Source organism: Lysobacter sp. Root604 (assembly GCF_001427505.1).
Taxonomy (GTDB): domain Bacteria; phylum Pseudomonadota; class Gammaproteobacteria; order Xanthomonadales; family Xanthomonadaceae; genus Lysobacter.
In genome coordinates this window covers 937,727-958,957 of sequence record NZ_LMGS01000009.1, presented here as the reverse complement: position 1 = coordinate 958,957, position 21,231 = coordinate 937,727, and the positions used below count along the sequence as shown (strand labels likewise).

Sequence of the window (21,231 nt, the reverse complement as noted above, 5' to 3'; positions counted from 1 at the left end):
GGCCTGCGCCCTCCCCGTGCGTTCGATGCGGCCGTCCCGGGCCGCGATCGACGGCGGGACGTCCTGCCCCGCGCCGCTCCGGACCAGTCCGGAGCGAGGTGTAGCTCCTGACGCGCTCAGTCGCGCACGCGCTGCGGCTGTCCGAAACCCAGACCGACGATGCGCGCGGCAAGTTCCGGCGCGGCGGCGGCCTGCAGCGGACCCACGCGCAAGCGCCAGACCTTCTGGCCGTTGGCGTTGCCGTCGAGCAGACGGGCCTCGTCGATGCCGGCGCTCTTGAGCATGCCCAGGGCGCGGTCGGCGTTGCTGCGCGCGCTGAAACTGGCGACCTGCAAGGTCACGTCTTGGCCGCGCGGCACCTCGTTGCGCTCGATCGCGGCGGCGACCACGGTCGCGGCCTTGTCCGGGCTCGGCGGCGGTGGCGCCTTGGGCGGCGCCGGCAACGCGGCGGCGGCGACCGCCTCGGCCTTCTGGCGCTTTTCCAATGCGCGCCGTTCGGCGCGGCTGAGCTTGCGCGGCGGCGCGTTCTCGATGCGCACGGCCTTGCCGGTGGCGACCCGGACCTGACGCGACTTCATCCAGACCTCGAACTCGTCGGCGGTCATGGTCTTGCCGTTTTGCAGCATGTCGAAGCGGTAGTCGCCGCCCGGCGCGGGCTTGCCCGCGGCCGCGGCCGGCTTGGCGGCCACCGGCGCCGGCTTGCCTGTGGCGATGCGCGCGCCCGGCGGCAGTTCGCCAGCGCTGGCGCTGGCGACCGGGATGGCCGACACCAGACGGTCCATCGCGCTGGGCGCGGGCGGCTTGGCGGCGGCGAGCGGCGGCGGATTGTTGGCCGCGCTGGCGTACACCGGCGGCGGCGCCTCGCCCGGATGCAGCGCGCGCACCTCGACCCGGCCGGTGCCGCGCTGGGTGATGCCCAGCTTGACCGCGGCGGCGTAGCTGAGATCGATCACGCGACCGTCGTGGAACGGGCCGCGGTCGTTCACCCGCACCGTCACCGACTTGCCGTTGTCCAGGTTGGTCACGCGCGCGAAGCTGGGCAGCGGCAGCGACTTGTGGGCGGCGGTGAAGGCGTACATGTCGTACACCTCCAGGTTGGAGGTGCGGCGGCCGTGGAATTTCTGGCCGTAGTAGGAGGCGGTGCCGGTCTCGACGTAGTCGTCGTGGTTGTCGAGCACGCGGTAGGTCTTGCCCAGCACGCTGTAGGGCGAGCGGTTGCCGAAGCGCGAGCGCGGCTCGGCCACGATCTCCGGTTCCGGGATCGAATCGACGTCGGGCACGTGGTCCGGCGTGCTGTCGCTCACGCCCGGCGCGTACAGGCCGCCGGCGGTGTAGTTGCCGCGCGTGCGCGGATCTTCCTGTGCCGGGGCGTAAGGCGATTTCTTGCGTCCGCCCGCCGACGGCAGGCCGGCGCGGTGGACGCCGTCGCGGTCGGGCAAGGCGACCGACTGGGAAGCGGGTTTCCTGGGGGCGCTAGCGCAGGCCACCAGGGCCAGGGGCAGGATCGCGGCGATCAGCCGCTTCATGCCGGAGGCTGTCCGTTGCTGTTCGCGGCCAAGGGGTTCTCCCGTCCGGCGATCGCCTCGGACAACTGATACACCGCCATCGCGTAGTGGGCGGAGATGTTGTAGCGGGTGATCGCGTAGAAGTTGCGGAAGCCGAGCCAATACTCCGGCCCGGCGACGCCTTCCAGGTTCAACAGCGTCGCCGTTTCGGTCGGCGCGACCGTGCCCAGCGGACGGTAGCCGCGCACGGCCAGGTCGCTGAGCGGAATGATCGGATCCAGATTCTCGGGCTTGAAGTCCAACGCGTTGGCGTCGCGGTTGGCGCGCACCACGATCGGGCCGCCGCGCACCCAGCCGCCCTTCTTGACGAAGTAGTTGGCGACCGAGGCGAACACGTCGTCGAGATCGGTGAACAGATCCTTCTTGCCGTCGCCGTCGCCGTCGACCGCGTACTGGCGATAGCTGGACGGCATGAACTGGCCCCAGCCCATCGCGCCGGCGTAGCTGCCGGTCAGGCTGGCCACGTCCATCCCGTTTTCCTTGCCCATCGCGAACAACTGGCCCAACTCGTCGCGGAAGAAGGCCTCGCGGCGGTTCTCGCGTTCGGCCTTGGCCGGATCGCCGGTGCGCGGATACGCGAATGCCAAGGTGTACAGGGCGTCTATCACCGGATAGCTGCCGGTGTTGCCGCCGAAGCTGGTCTCGACGCCGAGGATGGAGACGATGATCTCCGCCGGCACGCCGGTCTGTGCCTCGACCCGCGCCAGCTGCTCGCGGTGCTCGGCCAGGAAGGCGCGGCCGCCGTCGATGCGCTTTTGGGTGATGAAGATCGGGCGGTAATCGCGCCAGGGCTTGGCCTCGGCCGGCCGCGACATCGCCGCGACGATGCCGTCGCGGATCTGCGCCTTGGCCAGCACCGACTCGATGTAGGCCGGGTCGATCGAATACTTGGCGGCGGTGTCGCGCACGAACGCGGCGCGGGCCTGCTCGATCGGCATCGGCACCACCGGCGGCGGCAGGTGCGCGAGCGGATCGGGCTTGGCCGCCGGCGGGGCCGGGGCTGGCGCGGGCACCGAGGGCTGGGCGGCGGTCGGGGGCGGCGCCTGGGTGGCGCAGGCCGCCAGAGCGAGCGTGAGCGCGCAAATCGCGGCGCGGCGTACGGTGTTGGGGCGTCGAGTCATCGCCGCGAGGTTAGCACGCGAAAACAGCGGCCAAAACCGTGAATACGTGAAGATCGCGGCCGATAGTCAGGTTTTGTTGCTTAATCGGCACGAGGACGCGATGGCGTTGCCGTCCCTTCTCCCGCCTGCGGCGACCGAAGGGAGTGCAAGGCTGAGAAGGTGCCCGCAGGGCGGATGAGGGCAGTGGATGAGGTGGCGTTTGTCGCTCGCGTCGGCCCTCACCCCAACCCCTCTCCCGCCAGCGGGAGAGGGGCTAAGCATGCAGGTCGATGAATTTTGCTGCCCCTGCTCCGCTGGCATCACGCGAGGACGCGATGGCTTTGCTGTCCCTTCTCCCGCATGCGGGAGAAGGTGCCCGCAGGGCGGATGAGGGCAGCGGATGAGGTGGCGTTTGTCGCTCGCGTCGGCCCTCACCCCAACCCCTCTCCCGCCAGCGGGAGAGGGGCTAAAGCGTGCAGGTCGATGAATGTTGCCGTCCCTTCTCCCGCGTGCGGGAGAAGGTGCCCGCAGGGCGGATGAGGGCAGCGGATGAGGTGGTGTTTGTCGCTCGCGCCGGCCCTCACCCCAACCCCTCTCCCGCCAGCGGGAGAGGGGCTAAAGCGTGCAGGTCGATGAATGTCGCCGTCCCTTCTCCCGCGTGCGGCGACCGAAGGGAGTGCAAGGCTGAGAAGGTGCCCGCAGGGCGGATGAGGGCAGGTTGGCGTTTGTCGCTCGCGTCGGCCCTCACCCCAACCCCTCTCCCGCCAGCGGGAGAGGGGCTAAAGCGTGCAGGTCGATGAATATTGCCGTCCCGTCTCCCGCATGCGGCGACCGAAGGGAGTGCAAGGCTGAGAAGGTGCCCGCAGGGCGGATGAGGGCCGCTCTGCCGGCGCTAGCGCCCGCCATGCACCGGGCGATGCGCGCGCACCGCCATCACCACGCCCAGGCCCGCCAGCAGCGAGACGGCCGAGGTGCCGCCGTAGCTCAGCAGCGGCATCGGCACGCCTACCACCGGCAACAGGCCGGCGATCATGCCGCCGTTGACGATCACGTAGACGAAGAAGGCCAACCCCAGCGCGCCCGCGATCAGGCGCGAATAGCCGTCGCGCGCCTCGGCCGCGATCCACAGGCAGCGCCCGACCACGAACAGGTACAGGCTCAGCACCACCGCCACGCCCAGCCAACCGAACTCTTCGCTGAGCACGGCGAAGATGAAGTCGGTGGTGTGCTCGGGCAGGTAGTTCAGATGCGACTGCGAACCCTGCAGCCAGCCCTTGCCGGTCATGCCGCCGGCGCCGATCGCGATCTTGGACTGGATGATGTTCCAGCCCGTGCCCAATGGATCGGACTCGGGGTTGAGGAAAGTCAGGATGCGGTCCTTCTGGTACGGACGCAGCAGCCAGAACCAGGCCACCGGCGCGATCGCGGCGATGCCGCCGAAGGCCGCGCCGAACCACCACCAGGGCAGCCCGGCCAGATACAGCGCGAACGCGCCGCTGATGCCGACCAGCATCGCGGTGCCGAAGTCGGGTTGGAGCAGGATCAGCAGGGTCGGTACCGCGATCGTCACGCCCGCCACCAGCACCGACATGAACTTCGGCGGCAGCGCCTGGCGGTTGAGGTACCAGGCCACCATCATCGGCAGGCTCAGCTTGAGCAGCTCGGCCGGCTGGAAATAGAAGACCTTGAGGTCGATCCAGTGGCGGCCGTGCTTGCCGGTGCCGATCGCCAGCACCAGCAACAGCGGCAGCAGCGAAGCGCCGTAGATCAGCGGCGTCCAGTTGCGCAGCTGCGAGGTCGGCATGCGCGACAGCGCCCACATCGCGACCAGGCCGGCGCCGAAGCGCGAACCCTGCGCCAGCACCATGCGCATGGAATGGTCGCCCGCGCTGTACAGCACCGCCAGGCCGATCGCCATCAGCGCCAACAGAGCGCCCAGCAGCGGCAGATCGACCGTGCGCAGCGCGCGCGCGATCAGATCGAACAGCCAACGCAGGATCACCCTCACCGGCGCGGCTCCGGCGGCGTAGCGCCGTTGCGACCCGGCGGCGTCGCGCCGTTCCGATTCGGTTGGGTCGCGCCGTTCTGACGCGACGGCGGCGCGGCGCCATTGGCGGGCACTGCGGCGGCCTGCGCGGCGCGCGGCGGCAAGCCCGCGGATGCCGCAGGCGCCGGCGTGAGGGCCGCCCTGCCCCGCTGCGCGCTCACCGTAGGCGCATTCGCATGCCCCTTGGCCGCTTCGGCGGCCAAGGCCTGCGGGCTCAACTCACCCACCGCGAACGCGGGCGACACCGGCGCCGGCGTATTGGCGACCACGCCCTCTTCCGCAGCGGCCGCGGCCAACACAGCCTGCGCGGCCTGCGCGGGGCTCACCGCGACCGGCGCGCTCAGCGGCGCAATCGCGTTGTGCTCGGCGGGCTCCGGTTCCGGCATCTTGCCCAGCAGCCAGGCGTCGAAAATCTTGCGCGCGATCGGGCCGGCCGAACTGGCGCCGTAGCCGCCGTGCTCCACCACCACCGCGACCGCGATGGTCGGGTTCTGCGCCGGCGCATAGCCCACGAACAGCGCCTGATGGCGCAGGTGGTAGGGCAGCGAATGCGGGTTCATGCTGACGTTGCCGCGTCGGCTGATCTTCTGCGCGGTACCGGTCTTGCCCGCGCTCTGATACGGCGCGCCGCGCACCAGGCTGGCGCCGGTGCCGCCGGGCAGCATGGTCCCGACCATGCCTTCCTGGACCGCGCGCAAATGCGCGGGGTTGTCGGTGATGCGGCTGGGCGCCGGCTGTTCCACCGCCGTCCACGGCGATTCGTAACCGTCGCGGCGCTCGCGCACCAGGTGCAGGCGGCGCAGATCGCCGCCGTTGGCGATCGCGGCGGTGCCGCGCACCAGCTGCAGCGCGGTCGCCACCCAATAGCCCTGGCCGATGCCGGCGATCACGGTCTCGCCCGGGTACCAGCCTTCCTTGCTGCGCTTGGCCTTCCACGCCGCCGACGGCACCACGCCGCTGTTCTCGCCGGCCAGGTCGATGCCGGTCGGCCCGCCGAAACCGTACTTGCGCATGTACTGCTCGAAACGGGCGATGCCCATCTCGTAGGCGAGCTTGTAGTAGTAATAGTTCACCGACTGCGAGATCGACTTGCGCAGATCGGTCCAGCCGGCGCCGCCGTGAGCGTCGCGGTAACCGCGCTTCTGGCCCGGGATGTGGAACTCGCCGGTCGAGAACACCTTGTCGTCGGCGGTGCGCAGGCCGCTGTCCAGGCCGGCCAGGCCGATCAGGGGCTTCACCGTCGAGCCCGGCGGACCGCCGCCGAGCACGTTGCGGTTGAACATCGGCCGCGAGGGGTTGTCCATCAGCGCGCGGTAGTCGGCGCTGGAGATGCCGTTGACGAACAAATTGGTGTCGTAGCCCGGCAGGCTGACCATGGCCAGGACTTCGCCGGTGCGCGGATCCACCGCCACCGCCGAACCGTCGAAATCGCCGAACGCGGCCACCATCGCGCGCTGCAGGTCCAGGTCGATGCTCAGGCGCAGGTCCGCGCCCGGCTGCGCCGGCACGTGCCCGACCTGCCCCATCGGGCGGCCGTCGACGTTGGTCTCGATCTTTTCGTAGCCGACCTTGCCGCGCAGCGCTTCCTCGTAATAGCGCTCCAGGCCGGTCTTGCCGACGTGGGTGAGAGCGGCGTTGCCCTCGGCCATCGTCTCCAGGTCCTTGGTGTCGATGCGGCCGACATAGCCGATCACATGCGACAGCACCTCGCCGTAGGGATAGCGCCGGTTGAGGTAGGACACCAGCTCCACGCCGGGGTAGCGCCAACGGTCGACCGAGAAGCGCGCCGCCTCCTCGTCGCTTACGCGCAGCTTGAGCGTGATCGGCTTGAAGCCGCGGGTGGCCTTGCGCTCGTTCTCGAAGCGCTGGATGTCATCCGGCGACAGCGCGATCAGCTTGGCCAGCGACGGCATCCAGGTCTCGGTCTTGCCGGCCTCGCTGGGCGTCACGTCGATGCGGAACGCCGGCACGTTGTCGGCCAGGATCCGGCCCTTGCGGTCGTAGATCAGCCCGCGCCCCGGCACCACCGGCCGCAGCTTGATGCGGTTGGCATCGGAACGGGTGACGTAGTCGGCGTGCTGCAGCACCTGCAGGCGGTAGTACCAGAAGCCCAGGCCGATCACGCCCAGCAGCACGAACGCGAACGCGACCGCGGCGCGGCGGCGGAACTGGTCCGCCTCGGCCGCGGCGTTCTTCAGCGTCCGCTTCTTCAGCGGGTGCGGGCCGAACCAGCGGCGGCGCGGGCCCACGGCTCAGCGCCTCCGCCAGGTGCCCAGGCGCAGCGCGTCGAGCAGCAGGAAGATCAGCGGCCACAACAGCAGGCCCGACAGCGGCGCCAGCCAGAACGTCGCCGGCAGGGTCGGTTCGCCCAGGGCGACATGGATCGCGGCGGTGACGATGCGGTCGTTGAGCATCAACCCGCCCACCCACAAGGCCTGCTGCCACAGCGGGAAGAAGCGCAGGCGCGCGCGGAAGCGCTGCAGGATGAAGGTCATCACCACCAGGCGCAGCGCCTGCTCGCCGAACAGGCCGCCATAGACCAGATCGCCGAGCAGGCCGATCGCGAAGGCGAAGCCCAGGCCGGCGCGGTCGGGATCCTCGATCACCCAGTAGGCCAGCACCAGCGCCAGCCAGTACGGGCGCAGCGGCTGCAGCGCCAGCGGCAGCGGCAGCAACCCCAGCAGCAGCGCGACGATCAGGCTGACCGGCAGCACCCAGTGTTGGCGGGTGCGGGTCATCGGCGCGGCTCGCTGGGCGGGGTGGCGGCAGGCGTGCGATTCGCGGGCGCGGTGGTAGCCGGTGCGCGATTCGGGCCGGCGGGCGCCGACGATGCCGGCGCGGTCGTGGCGGGCGCGGTAGCGGGCGGGCTCCCAACCGGCGCGGCATTGGCCGGCGCCGAAGCGCCAGCGCCCGTCGTCGTGCCTGCGGCGGTCGTACCCGTCGCCGCGGGCGCAGCATCCGGCGCGGCCGCGCTATCGAATTCCTCCGCGTTCACCGGCGGCGGCATCGACAGCAGCACCAGCACTTCGCGGCCGCGATCCAGCTTGGCCGCCGGCTTGACGTCGCCGATCAGGAAGGCGCGGCTGTCGTCGGGGCGTAGCGCGGCGATGGTGCCGACCGGGAAGCCCGGCGGGAAACGCCCGCCCAGGCCCGAGGTCACCAGTTGGTCGCCGACCTTGACGTCGCTGGACAGCGGCACGCTGGCCAGGCGCAGGATGTCGCTGCGGCCATCGCCGTACACCACCAGGCGCACGCCGTTGCGCGCCACCGCCACCGGCACCGCATGCGAGGGGTCGGTGATCAGCAGCACGTTGGCGTGCATGGGATTGACGCCGATGATCTGGCCGAGCAAACCGCCGGCATCGATCACGCTCTGGCCGGTACGCACGCGGTCGCGGCTGCCGGCGTCCAGCACCAGGCGCTGGCGGGTGGGGTCTAGGTCGATGTCGAGGATCGGCGCCAGCACCACGTCCAGGTTGCCGCGCTCGGCCGCTTCCAGCAGCCCGCGCAGGCGGGTGTTGTCGGCCACCAGAGTCTGTAGCCGCGCCATGCGCGCCTGGTTCACCAGCAGCTCGTTGCGCAGGCGGCGGTTGTCTTCGGTGAGTTGGCTCAGGGTGCCGGCATCGTCGTGGATGCGTTCGGCCACGCGCCCGGGCCAGCCGGCCACGGCCCACAACGGCGCCACCATCACCCCGGCCTGGCGGCGCGCCTGGGTCAACCAGCCACCGCGGTGGTCCAGCACGATCAGCACCACGGCCAGCGCCAGATAGGCGAGCAGGCGCAAGGTCCCTGCGACATCACCAATGCGGGCGGTGGTGGGAGGACCGGCGTAAGAGGGCATTGAGGCCGGGAATCGGGAATAGGGAATAGGGGATCGGAAAAGCGCGACGGAGCGATCTGGCGCCGTCGCCATCGTCCAAAGGGCTACTCAACCATCGAGCCGTCGATCGAGAACCGAGCCGACGGGAGCCGCTGTGCGATTCCCGAGTCCCGAGTCCCGATTCCCGGCCTTACTCGGGAGCGAAGAACTCGTTGCCGTGCATGTCGACCAGCTCCAGCGCGCGGCCGCCGCCACGGGCGACGCAGGTCAGCGGATCGTCGGCCACCTGCACGTGCAGGCCGGTTTCCTCGCTGATCAAGCGGTCCAGGTCGCGCAGCAGGGCGCCGCCGCCGGTGAGCACGATGCCGCGCTCGGCGACGTCGGCGCACAGTTCCGGCGGGGTCTGCTCCAGCGCCAGCTTGATCGCCGAGACGATCCCGGCCAGCGGCTCGCGCAGCGCTTCCAGCACTTCGTTGGAATTGATCAGGATCATCTTCGGCACGCCCTCGGCGAGGTTGCGGCCGGAGACTTCGATCGTGGCCGCCTTCTGCTGCGGGTAGGCGCAACCGATCTCGAGCTTGATGCGCTCGGCGGTGGCTTCGCCGATCAGGGTGCCGTAGGTGCGGCGCACGTAATTGATGATGGACTCGTCGAAACGGTCGCCGCCGATCCGCACCGAGGCCGAATAGACGATGCCGTTGAGCGCGATCACCGCGACTTCGGTGGTGCCGCCGCCGACGTCGACCACCATCGAGCCGCGCGCCTCGGTCACCGGCATGCCGGCGCCGATCGCCGCGGCCATCGGTTCCTCGATCAGGTAGACCTCGCGCGCACCGGCCTCTTCGGCCGATTCCTTGATCGCGCGGCGCTCGACCTGGGTCGAGCCGCAGGGCACGCACACCAGCACGCGCGGGCTCGGACGCAGGAAGCGCGACTTGTGCACCTTGCGGATGAAGTGCTTGAGCATCTCTTCGGTGTAGGTGAAGTCGGCGATCACGCCGTCCTTCATCGGACGGATCGTGGTGATGTGGCCCGGGGTACGGCCCAGCATCTGCTTGGCCTCGCCGCCGACCGCCGCCACCGTACGGTTGCCGCCGATCAGACGGTCCTGGCGCACCGCGACCACCGAAGGCTCGTTCAGGACTATCCCTTGTCCACGCACATAAATGAGGGTGTTGGCCGTGCCCAGGTCGATGGACAGGTCATTGGAGAACATGCCGCGAAACTTCTTGAACATCGGGGGATAGGCCGTCAAAAGGGAGGCAAGAAGAGGTTCGCTAGCCTAACGCCCGCCCCCCCTGCGAGCAAGGAAAAACAACGCTTTCCGACGCTTTTCGCCGTTAAGGGTCATCTGCCGGGGCGGTCCCGGTGCGGGGTCGGTCCGAGCCTGAATAGGGGTCCCTCGCCGGGACCGGGTCGAATCCTGATTGCCGTCACAAACTGGCCGGACGGCCCCGCAGCGGCTACCCTACGCCGCCGGGCGGCAAAGGGCCGCCGTTTTTATGGCCGCTCCGCGCCCACCGGCGCTGCACCGAGCGGCTCTCAACATTGGGGTTTCAGCGATGTCTGCACTGATCTGCGGTTCTCTGGCTTACGACACCATCATGGTGTTTCCCGACCAGTTCAAGAACCACATCCTGCCGGACAAGGTCCACATCTTGAATGTGTCCTTCCTGGTTCCGCGCATGCGTCGCGAGTTCGGCGGCTGCGCCGGCAACATCGCCTACAACCTCAAGCTGCTCGGCGGCGATCCGATTCCGATGGCCACCGTCGGCCAGGATTTCGGCCCCTACCGCGAGTGGTTCGAAGAGCAGAACATCCGCCTCGACCAGGTCAAGGTGATCGACGAGCTGTTCACGCCGCAGGCCTTCATCACCACCGACCACGACAACAACCAGATCACCGCCTTCCATCCGGGCGCGATGATGCGTTCGTACGAGAACCACGTGCGCGACGTCGCCGGCGTCAGCTTCGGCATCGTCAGCCCCGACGGCCGCGAAGGCATGCTGCAGAACGCGACCGAGTTCGCCGAGGCCAACATCCCCTTCATCTTCGATCCGGGCCAGGCCATGCCGCTGTTCAACGGCGAAGAGCTGCGCCACTTCATCGAACAGGCCGACTACGTCACCGTCAACGATTACGAATCCAACCTGCTGCAGGAACGCACCGGCTGGAGCGAGAAGCAGATCGTCGAACGCGTCAAGGCCTACATCACCACGCGCGGCCCGCACGGCTCGCTGATCCACACCGCCGAGAAGACCTACGACATCCCGCCGGCGCACGAGCGCCGCGTGACCGATCCCACCGGCTGCGGCGACGCCTTCCGCGCCGGCCTGATCTTCGGCATCGAGAAGGGTTACGACTGGCTGACCATCGGCCGCATGGGCAACCTGATGGGCGCGCTCAAGGTCGAACACCCCGGCACCCAGAACCAGCGTTTCGACTACGACGAATTCGCCGAACAGTTCCGCCAGCAGTTCGGCTACGCGCTGTAACACCGCGCGACATCGCGCGCGCACCACGCGCGCGCCAAGGCCCGCATCGCCTCCGCAACAACGGGGATCGCTGCGGGCCTTTTCGTTTGTGCGGGCACAAAGCCGCTTCGGCCCAGGGCGCGTACCGTGGCGAGCCACGCGGCGCCCGCCCACGCCCGTGCTGTCCTGTCCCCGCGGCGAACTGCGATCTCCAAACAGTGCATCGGCGCAAAAGCACCGGCCAGCGGCACAGGCCGACGGACGCCCGCCACCCACAAGCCTGTGGTGACGCGTCCACCGTTGGATGCATGCGATGCACTCGGCAAGGACCGCCATCACTTCCATAGCAGCAGGGCGCGAGGGCGGCATGAGTTCCAGTAAAAAGGGCGGCGCGCCTCAGGCGCCGTGGTGGCGCGCAGCGCGCGGCAACGCCTTCGTCCAGTGGCGGCTGCGGCAATGCCGGCGGCGGACATGGTCCAGCTTGCTCGCCGTGCTCCTGCTCGCCGGCGCGGTTCCGCTGCCGGCGGCGGCGCAGCACTGCGCGACCCTCACCTGCAACTTCATCCAGTTGAAGAACGGCGCCAACGCGATGCTCTCGACGGACTGCAGCACCGGCGCTAACGACGTAGCGCAGAACGTCTACGGGTACGCGTACTCGCATCCGAAGCAGTTAAACGAAGCGCGTCGCGTCACCTCTCGCGACGCGCAACCTGCCTTGGGTTAGCAATCGTCCACGATCGCTAGCGCCGCTCCGGAATTTTGCAGAACCCCAGGGGCCCTTATTGTTGTCACGCGCTCTGCGATACAGACGCTTAGGCATGATCTAAAGGCACAAAAATATGTGCGGAACTGACCCATGTTTGCGACTAAGAAGTGCCTTGATGTGTCCTACTTTATCGCGGCTGCGCGAACTACCCTATGAAGCTTGCGTGCATGCCCCAGAAGAACGTCCAGATGGCGCGCGCCGCGCTCCGGACCCGCCTGGATCGGCCGCCCTCGCCACGCTGGGCCGACGCATCGCGCGGCGATCCGTGAGCGCCGAATCGAGCATCTAGGCAGGGCGAACGCGCGTCCGACGAGTTGAGCGACCATCAGGGGGCATCATGTTCGGCAATAGTTTCTGGAGTTTCGTATTCGAAGGGCCTTGTGCGACGGCCGCCGGCGCGCGCGAACGCGAAACGGCACGCTCGCCGAGTGACATCCACGCGCAGGCTTCGACCGGCCGTATCGCCGATGACTGCCTGGATCTACCTGTGCGCAACACATCGCGTAGCAGCGGCGTTCGCAAACGTATCTGGTTGGCCTGCCTGTGCTCGGCCGGCCTGCTACTGTCCGGCCAAGCCAGCGCGCAAACCTGCAGCGCTTTGACGCCGGTAATCGCCCCTACCCTGCCCAGCGGCGTGGCGGCTCCCTGGAGCGAGACCATCGTGGCCGGAACGGGCTGGGGAAATGCCGGCGGCGGCGGCGTGACCCATACCGAGAATTTCGGCGGCAACGCCGGCAGCCTGAATGTGTTCAATTCCATGCAGCAAACGGTGGCCGGCGGCGTGACCGGTGGCAGCGATATCGTTTTTTCGGTGTCCTGGGCCAACGCCAGCGGCTCCAACGGGGTCAATGGCAATCAGGCCCGATTGGAAGTGCGCTACAACAACGTGGTCTATGCGACCTTCAACACATCGACGTATCGAGCGGCGGGCCCCCTCGCCCCGCCTGCGCCGTTCGCGAGCAACGGCGCCGTGCTGACCCTCGTTTCCGGCGACTGGAACGTTTCGGGTTTGCCCAGCATGAAGGTCTACCGGATCACTCTTCCCGCGGGCGTTGCGTCCGGCGCGGTATTGCAATTCCGCACCAGCCGCACGCAAAACGGCACCTCCGACGGCGCCACCGACGACTTCACCGTTCGCCTGGCCAATATCGAGACGCCCACGGTATGCCTGGTCAAGCAGACCAACCGCCAGGAGAGCGCCAAGGGATTCGTCTACACCACGGTAAATCTCGACGCCGACCTGATAACCGCAGGTACACAGGGCAATCCAACCGTCGTTACCTTGGCAGCCAATACGCCATCGACTTTCGACTCATGGGCCGACAATGGAACGGTCACGGCTTCGCTCGGTATACAACCGATGGTGGTGGCCAATCGGTTCCTGGATACCGGAATCACCGAAAGCGCATTCGGCGTGTACAGGGTCACCGCCATCAATTGCACCGGCTGGGCCATTGCGCCGACATATGACGTGTCAACGGGTGCCGTGCTCCTGCCGGCCAACAGCGTCATACCGGCCAGCCCGGTAACCTGCACCTACACCAACAGCCGGCCGCGCGTTCGACTGCAGAAGCAATTGCCGAACGGACGTATTGCCCCCGCCGACCAATTCTCGCTCAGCGTCGCGGGAACGGAGACCGCGATCGCGGCTACCAGGACGGCCAGCACCACAGGCAGCGGCAGCACGGCCAACGGCACCGCCGATTTCGCCAATGCCGATACGGCTACCAACTACACCTTGTCCGAAGCCATGGCGGCGGGCAGCGCCAGCACGATAGGCGCTTACACCACCAGCTACAGCTGCACCAACGCCACCGCCGGCACCGGTACCGTTATGCCCAGCGGCAACGGCAGCAGTTTCAGCTTGTCCAACTTGGCCGCGCTGGACGACATCACCTGCGTCTTCAGCAACCAAACCAGCTCCGCCGACCTGAGCATCACCAAGACCAACACCCCGGGCGTGAACGGAGAAGTGGACCAGGCCAACGACAGCGTCACTGCGGGCGGGACGACCGGCTATACCCTGCGCGTTACCAATAGCGGCCCTACGTCTATCACCGGCGCGGTGGTGCGGGATACGCCCGGAACCGGCATCACCTGCCCCGGCGGCAACGCGGTCACGATTACCGGCGACGGCGTGCCCGTGGGCACCTTCACCATCGCCAACCTGACCGGCGCCGGCATTACCCTCGGCACGCTTACGACCGGGCAAACTGCGGTGCTGAGCTTCAGCTGCAACGTGCAATAAGCGATCGCTACGGACAAGACGGAGAGGGCGCAGGCGACTGCGCCCTCTTCGTTTGTGGCCACCATCAGAGCGGGCCCTTGGCACCGTTTCCGTGAAACTCGTCTGTAGCGGGCCGGTCGCGGCACCGCCTATGGCGCGTCGCCCGCGTCGCTCAGGTGGCAGCGGTGATCACCACGCGCTCGCGAGGTCAGAAGCTGCGCATGGTGCGGTCCGCCATGGCCCACCCCGCGTATCGATGATGAGGCCGCGCTCCAAGCCCGCGCCTGATGGCGACCTGGGCATGTCCTGTCTCCCTACCGTTGCACGAATTCGGTAGTGGGGCCGCTGACCCCGCGATCTCGAACAGCCGCTGCACGACGGATGCCGGTCCGGTTCGCGTCTCCGTTCAAGCGCCCGTACCAACAATCCCTTCAAGAATCCCTTACGGAGCCGCATGGACACGAATCGCGTCGCGCGTGAAACCCGTACATCGCTCCGGCACGTACGCGCAATCGCCATCCGCAGTCGATCGCCGCAACGGTCACGTAGACGGGCATCCCTCTGGGCGCTCCCGCTGATGGCGGTCTGCATCCTGCTGGTAGCGCCTGCGCACGCGCAAACCCTCGTCTATGAAGAGACGTTCGACAGCGGCAATGGGTCGATGGCGACGCCGCGGCTGGTCAATACCTATGTCGGGCCCGCGCCCAACAGCATCACCTATACGGCCGATGCTTCCTGGCTGACCGCTTGCAACGGCTGGGTGGCCGGATGGAATTCGCCTGTGGCGGCGGCAGTGCCGATCAGCGCGGCGCACTGCCAAAACCAGACCAACTGGAACTATGGCATGTCCATAGCGCAGGCGCTGGGTATGTACCGGGGGCAGACCGCAGCGGTTGCGCGCAACAATTTGGCGGTCACGGCCTATACAGCCGTTAATCCAATCAACGGCACCGTGATCCTGCGCAATACGGTGCCGATCCCGTTCCCGGCTGTCCCGCCCGGCGGCAGCGGTCGTTTTGCCACGCTGCGCCTCACCGGTGCAGCCGTCAATTGCTTCGCCAACGCCCCGATCATGCAATTCCAGTATGTCAACGGCCTCAGCGAAACCGCGCTAGGCGCCTTCAACCTGTGCACCGACGGACAAAATCCGCAGACGATCATCACCGAGGCGCGGGGTGTGGCGCCAGCTCAATCCGCTCGTGTGGCGGACTATCTCCCCAATGGGGCCGGCGCCAACATATTGGTCGCCGGCACCTCCATGACCTTCAGCGTCCGTAATTTTCAGCCATCAGGCATAGGCAACGACTGGGCGTTCGACAATTTCACCGTGCTCGATGTCAGCCCGACGTTGAGCAAGTCGGTGTCCGGTGTTCGCTATGTCGGCGTGGCGATGCCGCTGACCTTCACCATCACCAATACCACCGGGGACAATCAGGCCAAGATCGGCTGGGGCTTTACCGACACCCTGCCTGCGGGTGTCACGGTCGCAGCGACGCCGGGTGTAACGAATACATGCGGCGGTACGGTGACGGCCACCGCGGGCGCGGGGACGATTTCGATCGCCAATGGCACGCTTGCTGCAGGAACAGCGGGCGGCACCGCCACCACCTGTACGCTCACGGTCAATGTGGTCAGCAATACCGCCGGCGTCTACAACAATGTGGTCAACAACGGTGACGCCACCGCGGACAATATCTCAAGCTCGACCGGCCTCAACCTGGCGCTGCAGACCGTTGCGATGGAATGGGTGGTCAACCGGCTGACGATTACCAAAATCTCTGTTGGCAACACCGCCAGCTTCGATTTCAGCGGCAACAACGGCATCGCCAACCACTCGATCACGACGACGGCCGCAGGCGCGCCAGGGACGGCGGGAGCGCAGCAGACGCTGACCGTCGCCAGCACGACGGCGAACACCACGATTACCGAAACCCTGCTGGCCGGATGGGTGCTGACCAGCGTCGACTGCACCGGGCTGGCGGCTGGACAGAGTGCTTCGTCGGCGGGTGCCGTTGTCACTATTCCCTTTGCCGGTCTGGCGCTGCAATCCGGCGGCCGCGCCGTGCAATGCACGATCACCAATACCCCGCCTCAGGCCGACCTGAGCATCACCAAGACCAACACGCCGGGCTTGAACGGAGAAGTCGATCAATCGACCGATACGCTGACCTCGGGCGCCAGCACCACCTATACGCTGCGGGTCACCAACAACGGGCCCACCACCATCACCGGTGCGGTGGTCCGCGACGCACCCGGTGCAGGCATTACCTGCCCGGCCGGCAATGCGGTGACGATTACCGGTGCTGGCACGCCGGCAGGCGGGCCGTTCACCATCGCCAATCTGACCGGGGCTGGCATCACGCTGACTGCATTGGCGAGCGGCCAGACGGCCATCCTCCGCTTCGCTTGCAACGTGCAGTAGGCGACCGATCAAGACCAGGCCCGCATCGCTGCCGGAATTTCCGGAGGGCGTTGCGGGCCGTTTAGTTTGTGGCGCGCGCTGAGCGATACAGGCTTGTGGACCAAGACTGACGGGGATCTATTTCTCTACGATTGCGCAAGCTACCTTTTGAAGCCTGCGTGCGCGCCGCTCGGATCGGTCGAGACCACGCGCAGCGCGCTCCGGACCCGCCGGAATCGGCGGCCCGAGGTCTTCATGTCCCCTGCGCCATCGCGCGAACGAATTGTGGAGCGATCCGCGAGCGAGGAAACGTGCGTCGCTGTCCCGAGAGTCCGGAGCGGCGCGGCCGTGCGGTTTTGGTTCACTCGCCACACCCTACGACGGTGGGTGGCTTTTGAAAGGTCTGTATCCCCCTGGATCCGCTTCTGCTGAGCCTCCGCGGCGCGATCGCCGCTGCGCCTGTCGCACAGCGGCGGCGTGTCCGCATCACTCGTAGGGTGCGGCGATAACCGCGCCGTCGCGAGGTCCGGAGCGGCGCGGCGGCGCGGCTCGCGCTCGCTCACCACATCCTGGGCGCATGACCTTTGAAGGGCCGGCCTTACCCCGGCACCGCGCTTGCTGAGCCCCTAGCGACGCCCCCACTCCATATCGTCAGCTCGGGCTTCGGCCCTGCTGGCTAAACGTGTGCCCGTCCGCAGGCGCTAGGCACGTCGAATTTTGACCACAGACACCCTAAATCAATCAATAAAGCGTCTAAATGACGTCCTATTTCCCCGTCGAGCGGAGATTTATCCGGTTGCAGAGGGCTAGAGGCCGGGTTTTCGCCCCCTTTCGCACTGCCATAGCGGCCGCATGGGGACATGCGTGCCGTTCACGAGGGCAGGGCGGGAGCGTAGCGACCCGGTTTCCGGCGCCACCGACCGACGTAAAGGGGATCCACCATGTTCGACCAGGGATGCTGGAGCTTCGTACTCGAAAGCCGCCTCGCAGCGGCCGTTGACGCCTGCTGGCGAGGCGTGGCGCGCCCGCCGCTTGGAGCCGCCCATGCGGGGGCCATGGCCGGGAATAAGCTCCACGCCCACCGTCCGGCAATCGCCGCGTTATGGCTGCTGGCGGCCATCGCATTCCTGCCATCCCCTGCAAAGGCGCAGTTCGCGACCGGAGGGGCGGGGGTTTACCGCAACCAGATCGTCTGGTTCAGCTGGGGCATCGATGGCGGGGCGATCCCGCAAGCGGGCGGATCCGTTACCAATTCCACGGCCATAGGCGGGCAGTTCCTGCGCACGACCTGCACGATCAGCGCAATCGGCGGCAACAAGGCGGACCCCGATCTGATCGCTTACCGTCCCGGCAACTGGACGGGCGATATTTTTGACGACATGTACTTCACTGGATTAGGCGCGGGAACCTTGAACACCCTGGTGGTCGGCCTGGCCAACCGGACCAACGGCGGCGGGCCCTCGGGTGTCACCACGGTTAACGGTCTGGTGTCGTGTTCGGCCACCTTTGGCCCGACCAACAGCGCGGCCGATCCGGCCTACCCGCTCGGCGGTTTGGTCATCGCGGATGCGGAACAGTCGTCCGGTGCCCAGGGCGAGAACATCTCGATGCAGGGCACCCCGGGTACGACTTGGCGCTTGATCGAACGAGCCTCGACCTGCGGCGAGTTCGGGGCGACCACCACGCATGTTCCTGCCTCCAGTCTGCTGGCATTTAATGGCGCCGCGGGATCAGGTTGCTCCGGCGTAGGTGCGGCGGGCCCGGCCGGCATCGCCTTTCTCGACGGCGGGACGGTGGTGAGCTTTGCCATGGTGGGAGGCGGCCGTTCGGCGCTCGCGCTGGGCGTGATGGTGTACGTCGCCGACCTCGGCGATGCGCCTGTCTCGTATGGACAGGCTCTGCACTTGCCGCGGTTCCAGTTTACGGGCGGCGTGCCGACGGCTGGTGTGGCGGGTCTGTTCAGTTACCCGCTTGCGCAGTTCAATTTCCCGAGTTTGCGCTTGGGGCCGTTCGTCGATACCGAGTTGGTGAACCAGTCGAACGCCGGCGCGACCGGGGACGATATCGCCTTGCTCGACGACGAGGACAGCGTCATCCCACCGGCCAGCATCACCTTGGTTCCGGGGAGCAGCTATACGCTGAACAATGTCCAGTGCGCGGGCACAGGCACGGTCTACGGCTATATCGATTTCAATCGCGACGGCGATTTCGCCGATAGCGACGAACGTTCCGCGGCCGCCACTTGCCCCGGAACCGGCCCGATCGCCGTCACCTGGACCATGCCCGCGGCAAGCGGCCTGTCCAGGGGCGCCAGTTACTTGCGCCTGCGTATCGCCTCGAGCGCGACCGAAGCCGGTGCGCCGACCGGCAACGCCGTCGACGGCGAAGTAGAGGATTACGCCATCGCCCTGGCGGAAGTGGCCGACCTGTCCGTAACGAAGACCAACACGCCCGGTCTGAATAACGAAGTGGATCAAGCGTCCGATACCCTGCAAAGCGGCACGGCCACCACCTACACCCTGCGTGCCACCAATAGCGGGCCCAGCACGATCACCGGCGCCGTCGTTCGGGATACGCCCGGCGCGGGCATTACCTGCCCCGCCGGCAATACCGTGACCATCAGCGGCGACGGCGTGCCATTGGGCGGTCCGTTCACGGTCGCCAACCTGACCGCGGGCATCTCGCTGGGCGCCTTGGCCGCTGGACAGACCGCCGTTCTGAGTTTCACCTGCAACGTGCAGTAAGCGCGATACGCATCGCTGCCCGCTTCATGGTGCAGCGACGCGTATGCGCGTGCGCCCTACATCGACCGCGGCGCGATCGCCTGCTGCTGCGGATCGGCCACCGGCGCGGCGGGCGTGCGCGATTCCTGCTCGCGTTTCTCGCCCAATGCGGCCGTCGCTTCGACCGACAAGCCGCGCCGTGCGTCGCTGGCGCCGACGCTGATCAGTTCGGCGCCGGGCTGACGATCGCGCGCGCTAGCTTCGGCGCCCAGGAACAGGCGGCGCTCGCCGTCGGCACCGGGACTGCCTAGCTCGACATAGCCGATGCGCGGCAGCCCGCGCAGCTCCGCGATGCCGGCCAAGCTTTGCGCGGTCTCGTTCACGGGCAAGCGCGCGTTCTCGGGCAGGCCCTCGTTGATGCGGCGGATGTGCGCTTCGGCTTGCGTGCGCAAGGTGGGATCGACCGCGATCGACTGTGTATTCCCAGCGGAGCGGCTCGCCACGCCGACGGACGGCGTTTCCTGCGACCCGTTCGCTACCTGGTTAGCCTCGCGGGACGCCTCCGCTTCGGCAAGCAGAGCCACATTCCTCTCCGCCGTTCGATCGCGCGACGCCGGTCGTGGGACCGATGGACCGTCGTACGCGAACGAAAGCGCCGCCCCCACCGCCCATCCGTCGCCATTGATCGAACCAAACCCACGCACGCCGATATCGCCGTTTTGGTATAGCGCGTCGACTCGATAGCGATCGCCTTGGCCTTCGGTACTGCTATACGTTCCCGACAAGCGGGCCGATTCTCTTGGGTTGAACTTGTGATCGAGGTTGGCACTGACCTGGAAGGTATCGCGACCAACACCGAGCCCAGCACCGATTTCCGTCCGCGATGTAAGCCCAGTCGCCACAACTGTGCTACCGCCCAATTCCACGATCTCCCCATTTCGGACGCCCGCATTCAACCTGAAGTTTTCGGCAGGGTTCACGTAAGTAGCGGATACCGCGTTGCTGCCGTCGGCCGTGTTGTTGCTGAAAGACACCGTGCCGGAAGCGTTCGCCGGCAATGGAAATCCCGCAGTCACTGCCTGCCTGCTGCCATCGGGGATCGCGGCGTAGCTGCCGCTCAACGAATAATCCTCGCTCCTCACCGCGACAAAAGCGCCATAGGTGTCGGTTTCGGTGTTGACCGCAATGCCGCCAGACAAGGCCCTGGTGTCGTTGCCGGTACCCACACCGACGACCGTGGCGAAGTCCTGACCGCGACGACTGGTCGCGGCGCTCAAGATATCGGCGCCGACACTATTGCCGACGTAGACGTCCCGGATGCCCGTCTGGGGATTGCCGACAGTTGCACCCATCGAAACCGCGCCGGTGTCGGCATCGGTCTCGCGTATCTGGCCGCTGTAAATGGATTGACCGCTAGCGTTGAAGGTGTACCCGCCGGCGGATGCGTTGGCGGAACCCGGTAGGGGAATGCCAGGCCGGGTCATGCCCGCCAGCGGAAGACCGGGATTCAATATGTCGAGCGGTTGTGCCGCCGACCTGGGCCGTGGTGGCGTCGATATCACTGACTCGTCCGCGCGCTGCGCAGAGGATTGCGGCGCCGGTGGGCCGTAAACCTCGCTTGGGTTGCGCGCCGCCGTGCCTGCTTGTGCGATCGCGGGTTGTGGGGCCGCCGGATCCTGTCCCACACGCTCGTCGTCTTTGTCGTCAGCCATGGCACATCCCTGCCGTTACGATTCGAGACCATTTAGCTATCACGGATCAAATACCAACATCTAGACAGCAAGAGTCCACACTATTGCGGCCCAGATATCGCTAGATGCCTCGGAGAATTGCCCTTTGGACGTCCTGTTTCCGCAGTTGACTCGCTCTGGCGCGGCCGAATGATGGCTAACAGGCCCTTGGGATCGGCTAGTAACTGGCATTAAAACTGTGCCGGCTCTGTCGGTGGCGGCGCGATTGGATTTGCGCAGGGGTTCGCTTTTTCGCGATCGCGGCTGATGCCGCTCCCACAGGAAGCGGGTGGAGGCGCGAGGATGTGTGGCAGAACCGCTCGATTGGGGGGCGTCGTGGGTCGTGGGCGCGCGGTCGCGGCTTACGCCGCTCCTACC

Annotated in this window: 12 protein-coding genes and 1 pseudogene; 5 read left to right on the top strand and 8 right to left on the bottom strand. The window is 67.3% G+C overall.

Annotated features, from left to right (window positions below; all coding sequences use genetic code 11):
* Window positions 1–116: 116 nt before the first annotated feature.
* From ASD69_RS12465 to ASD69_RS12435, 7 genes and pseudogenes are all read right to left on the bottom strand, one after another.
* Window positions 117–1,526: a septal ring lytic transglycosylase RlpA family protein gene (locus ASD69_RS12465; RefSeq protein ID WP_056178284.1), complete on the bottom strand. Its 1,410-nt coding sequence runs from the start codon at window positions 1,524–1,526 to the stop codon at window positions 117–119.
* On the bottom strand, window positions 1,523–2,686 hold the full coding sequence (gene mltB / locus ASD69_RS12460; protein WP_056178282.1) for a lytic murein transglycosylase B: 1,164 nt from the start codon (window positions 2,684–2,686) through the stop codon (window positions 1,523–1,525). Before mltB ends, ASD69_RS12465 begins: the two co-directional genes overlap by 4 nt.
* Before the next feature lie 871 nt (window positions 2,687–3,557).
* Window positions 3,558–4,673 carry a rod shape-determining protein RodA gene (rodA, locus tag ASD69_RS12455; RefSeq protein WP_056178281.1) on the bottom strand — a complete coding sequence of 372 codons (1,116 nt, stop codon included), beginning with the start codon at window positions 4,671–4,673 and terminating at the stop codon, window positions 3,558–3,560.
* A 419-nt stretch (window positions 4,674–5,092) separates the two neighbouring features.
* Window positions 5,093–6,925, bottom strand: a pseudogene (gene mrdA, locus ASD69_RS12450) (penicillin-binding protein 2); the annotation flags it as partial.
* Window positions 6,926–6,964: 39 nt separating this feature from the next.
* A complete protein-coding gene (gene mreD / locus ASD69_RS12445) occupies window positions 6,965–7,450 on the bottom strand; it encodes a rod shape-determining protein MreD (RefSeq protein ID WP_056178279.1) in 486 nt (161 codons plus the stop codon).
* Window positions 7,447–8,496, bottom strand: a complete 1,050-nt coding sequence (gene mreC, locus ASD69_RS12440) for a rod shape-determining protein MreC (protein ID WP_235567204.1) — start codon at window positions 8,494–8,496, stop codon at window positions 7,447–7,449. The genes mreD and mreC overlap by 4 nt, the downstream gene beginning before the upstream one ends.
* 226 nt (window positions 8,497–8,722) lie before the next feature.
* Complete coding sequence (locus tag ASD69_RS12435) at window positions 8,723–9,769, bottom strand: rod shape-determining protein (RefSeq protein WP_055908252.1); 1,047 nt, start codon at window positions 9,767–9,769, stop codon at window positions 8,723–8,725.
* 325 nt (window positions 9,770–10,094) lie between these two features.
* Between ASD69_RS12435 and ASD69_RS12430 the strand changes: the two genes are divergently transcribed.
* From ASD69_RS12430 to ASD69_RS12410, 5 genes are all read left to right on the top strand, one after another.
* Window positions 10,095–11,027, top strand: coding sequence for a carbohydrate kinase family protein (locus ASD69_RS12430; RefSeq protein WP_056178275.1), 933 nt, complete (start codon window positions 10,095–10,097; stop codon window positions 11,025–11,027).
* Between the two features lie 346 nt (window positions 11,028–11,373).
* Window positions 11,374–11,730 carry a hypothetical protein gene (locus ASD69_RS12425; protein WP_157499178.1) on the top strand — a complete coding sequence of 119 codons (357 nt, stop codon included), beginning with the start codon at window positions 11,374–11,376 and terminating at the stop codon, window positions 11,728–11,730.
* A gap of 379 nt (window positions 11,731–12,109) precedes the next feature.
* Window positions 12,110–14,020 (top strand): DUF11 domain-containing protein, encoded by a 1,911-nt coding sequence (locus ASD69_RS12420; protein ID WP_157499177.1) that lies wholly within the window; start codon window positions 12,110–12,112, stop codon window positions 14,018–14,020.
* 556 nt (window positions 14,021–14,576) lie between these two features.
* A complete protein-coding gene (locus ASD69_RS12415) occupies window positions 14,577–16,421 on the top strand; it encodes a DUF11 domain-containing protein (RefSeq protein WP_056178269.1) in 1,845 nt (614 codons plus the stop codon).
* Between the two features lie 920 nt (window positions 16,422–17,341).
* Window positions 17,342–19,144, top strand: coding sequence for a CshA/CshB family fibrillar adhesin-related protein (locus tag ASD69_RS12410; protein WP_082576456.1), 1,803 nt, complete (start codon window positions 17,342–17,344; stop codon window positions 19,142–19,144).
* Between the two features lie 56 nt (window positions 19,145–19,200).
* On the opposite strand, the gene ASD69_RS21965 is transcribed toward ASD69_RS12410, so the two are convergent.
* Window positions 19,201–20,835: a hypothetical protein gene (locus ASD69_RS21965; RefSeq protein ID WP_157499175.1), complete on the bottom strand. Its 1,635-nt coding sequence runs from the start codon at window positions 20,833–20,835 to the stop codon at window positions 19,201–19,203.
* Between the last annotated feature and the right edge of the window lie 396 nt (window positions 20,836–21,231).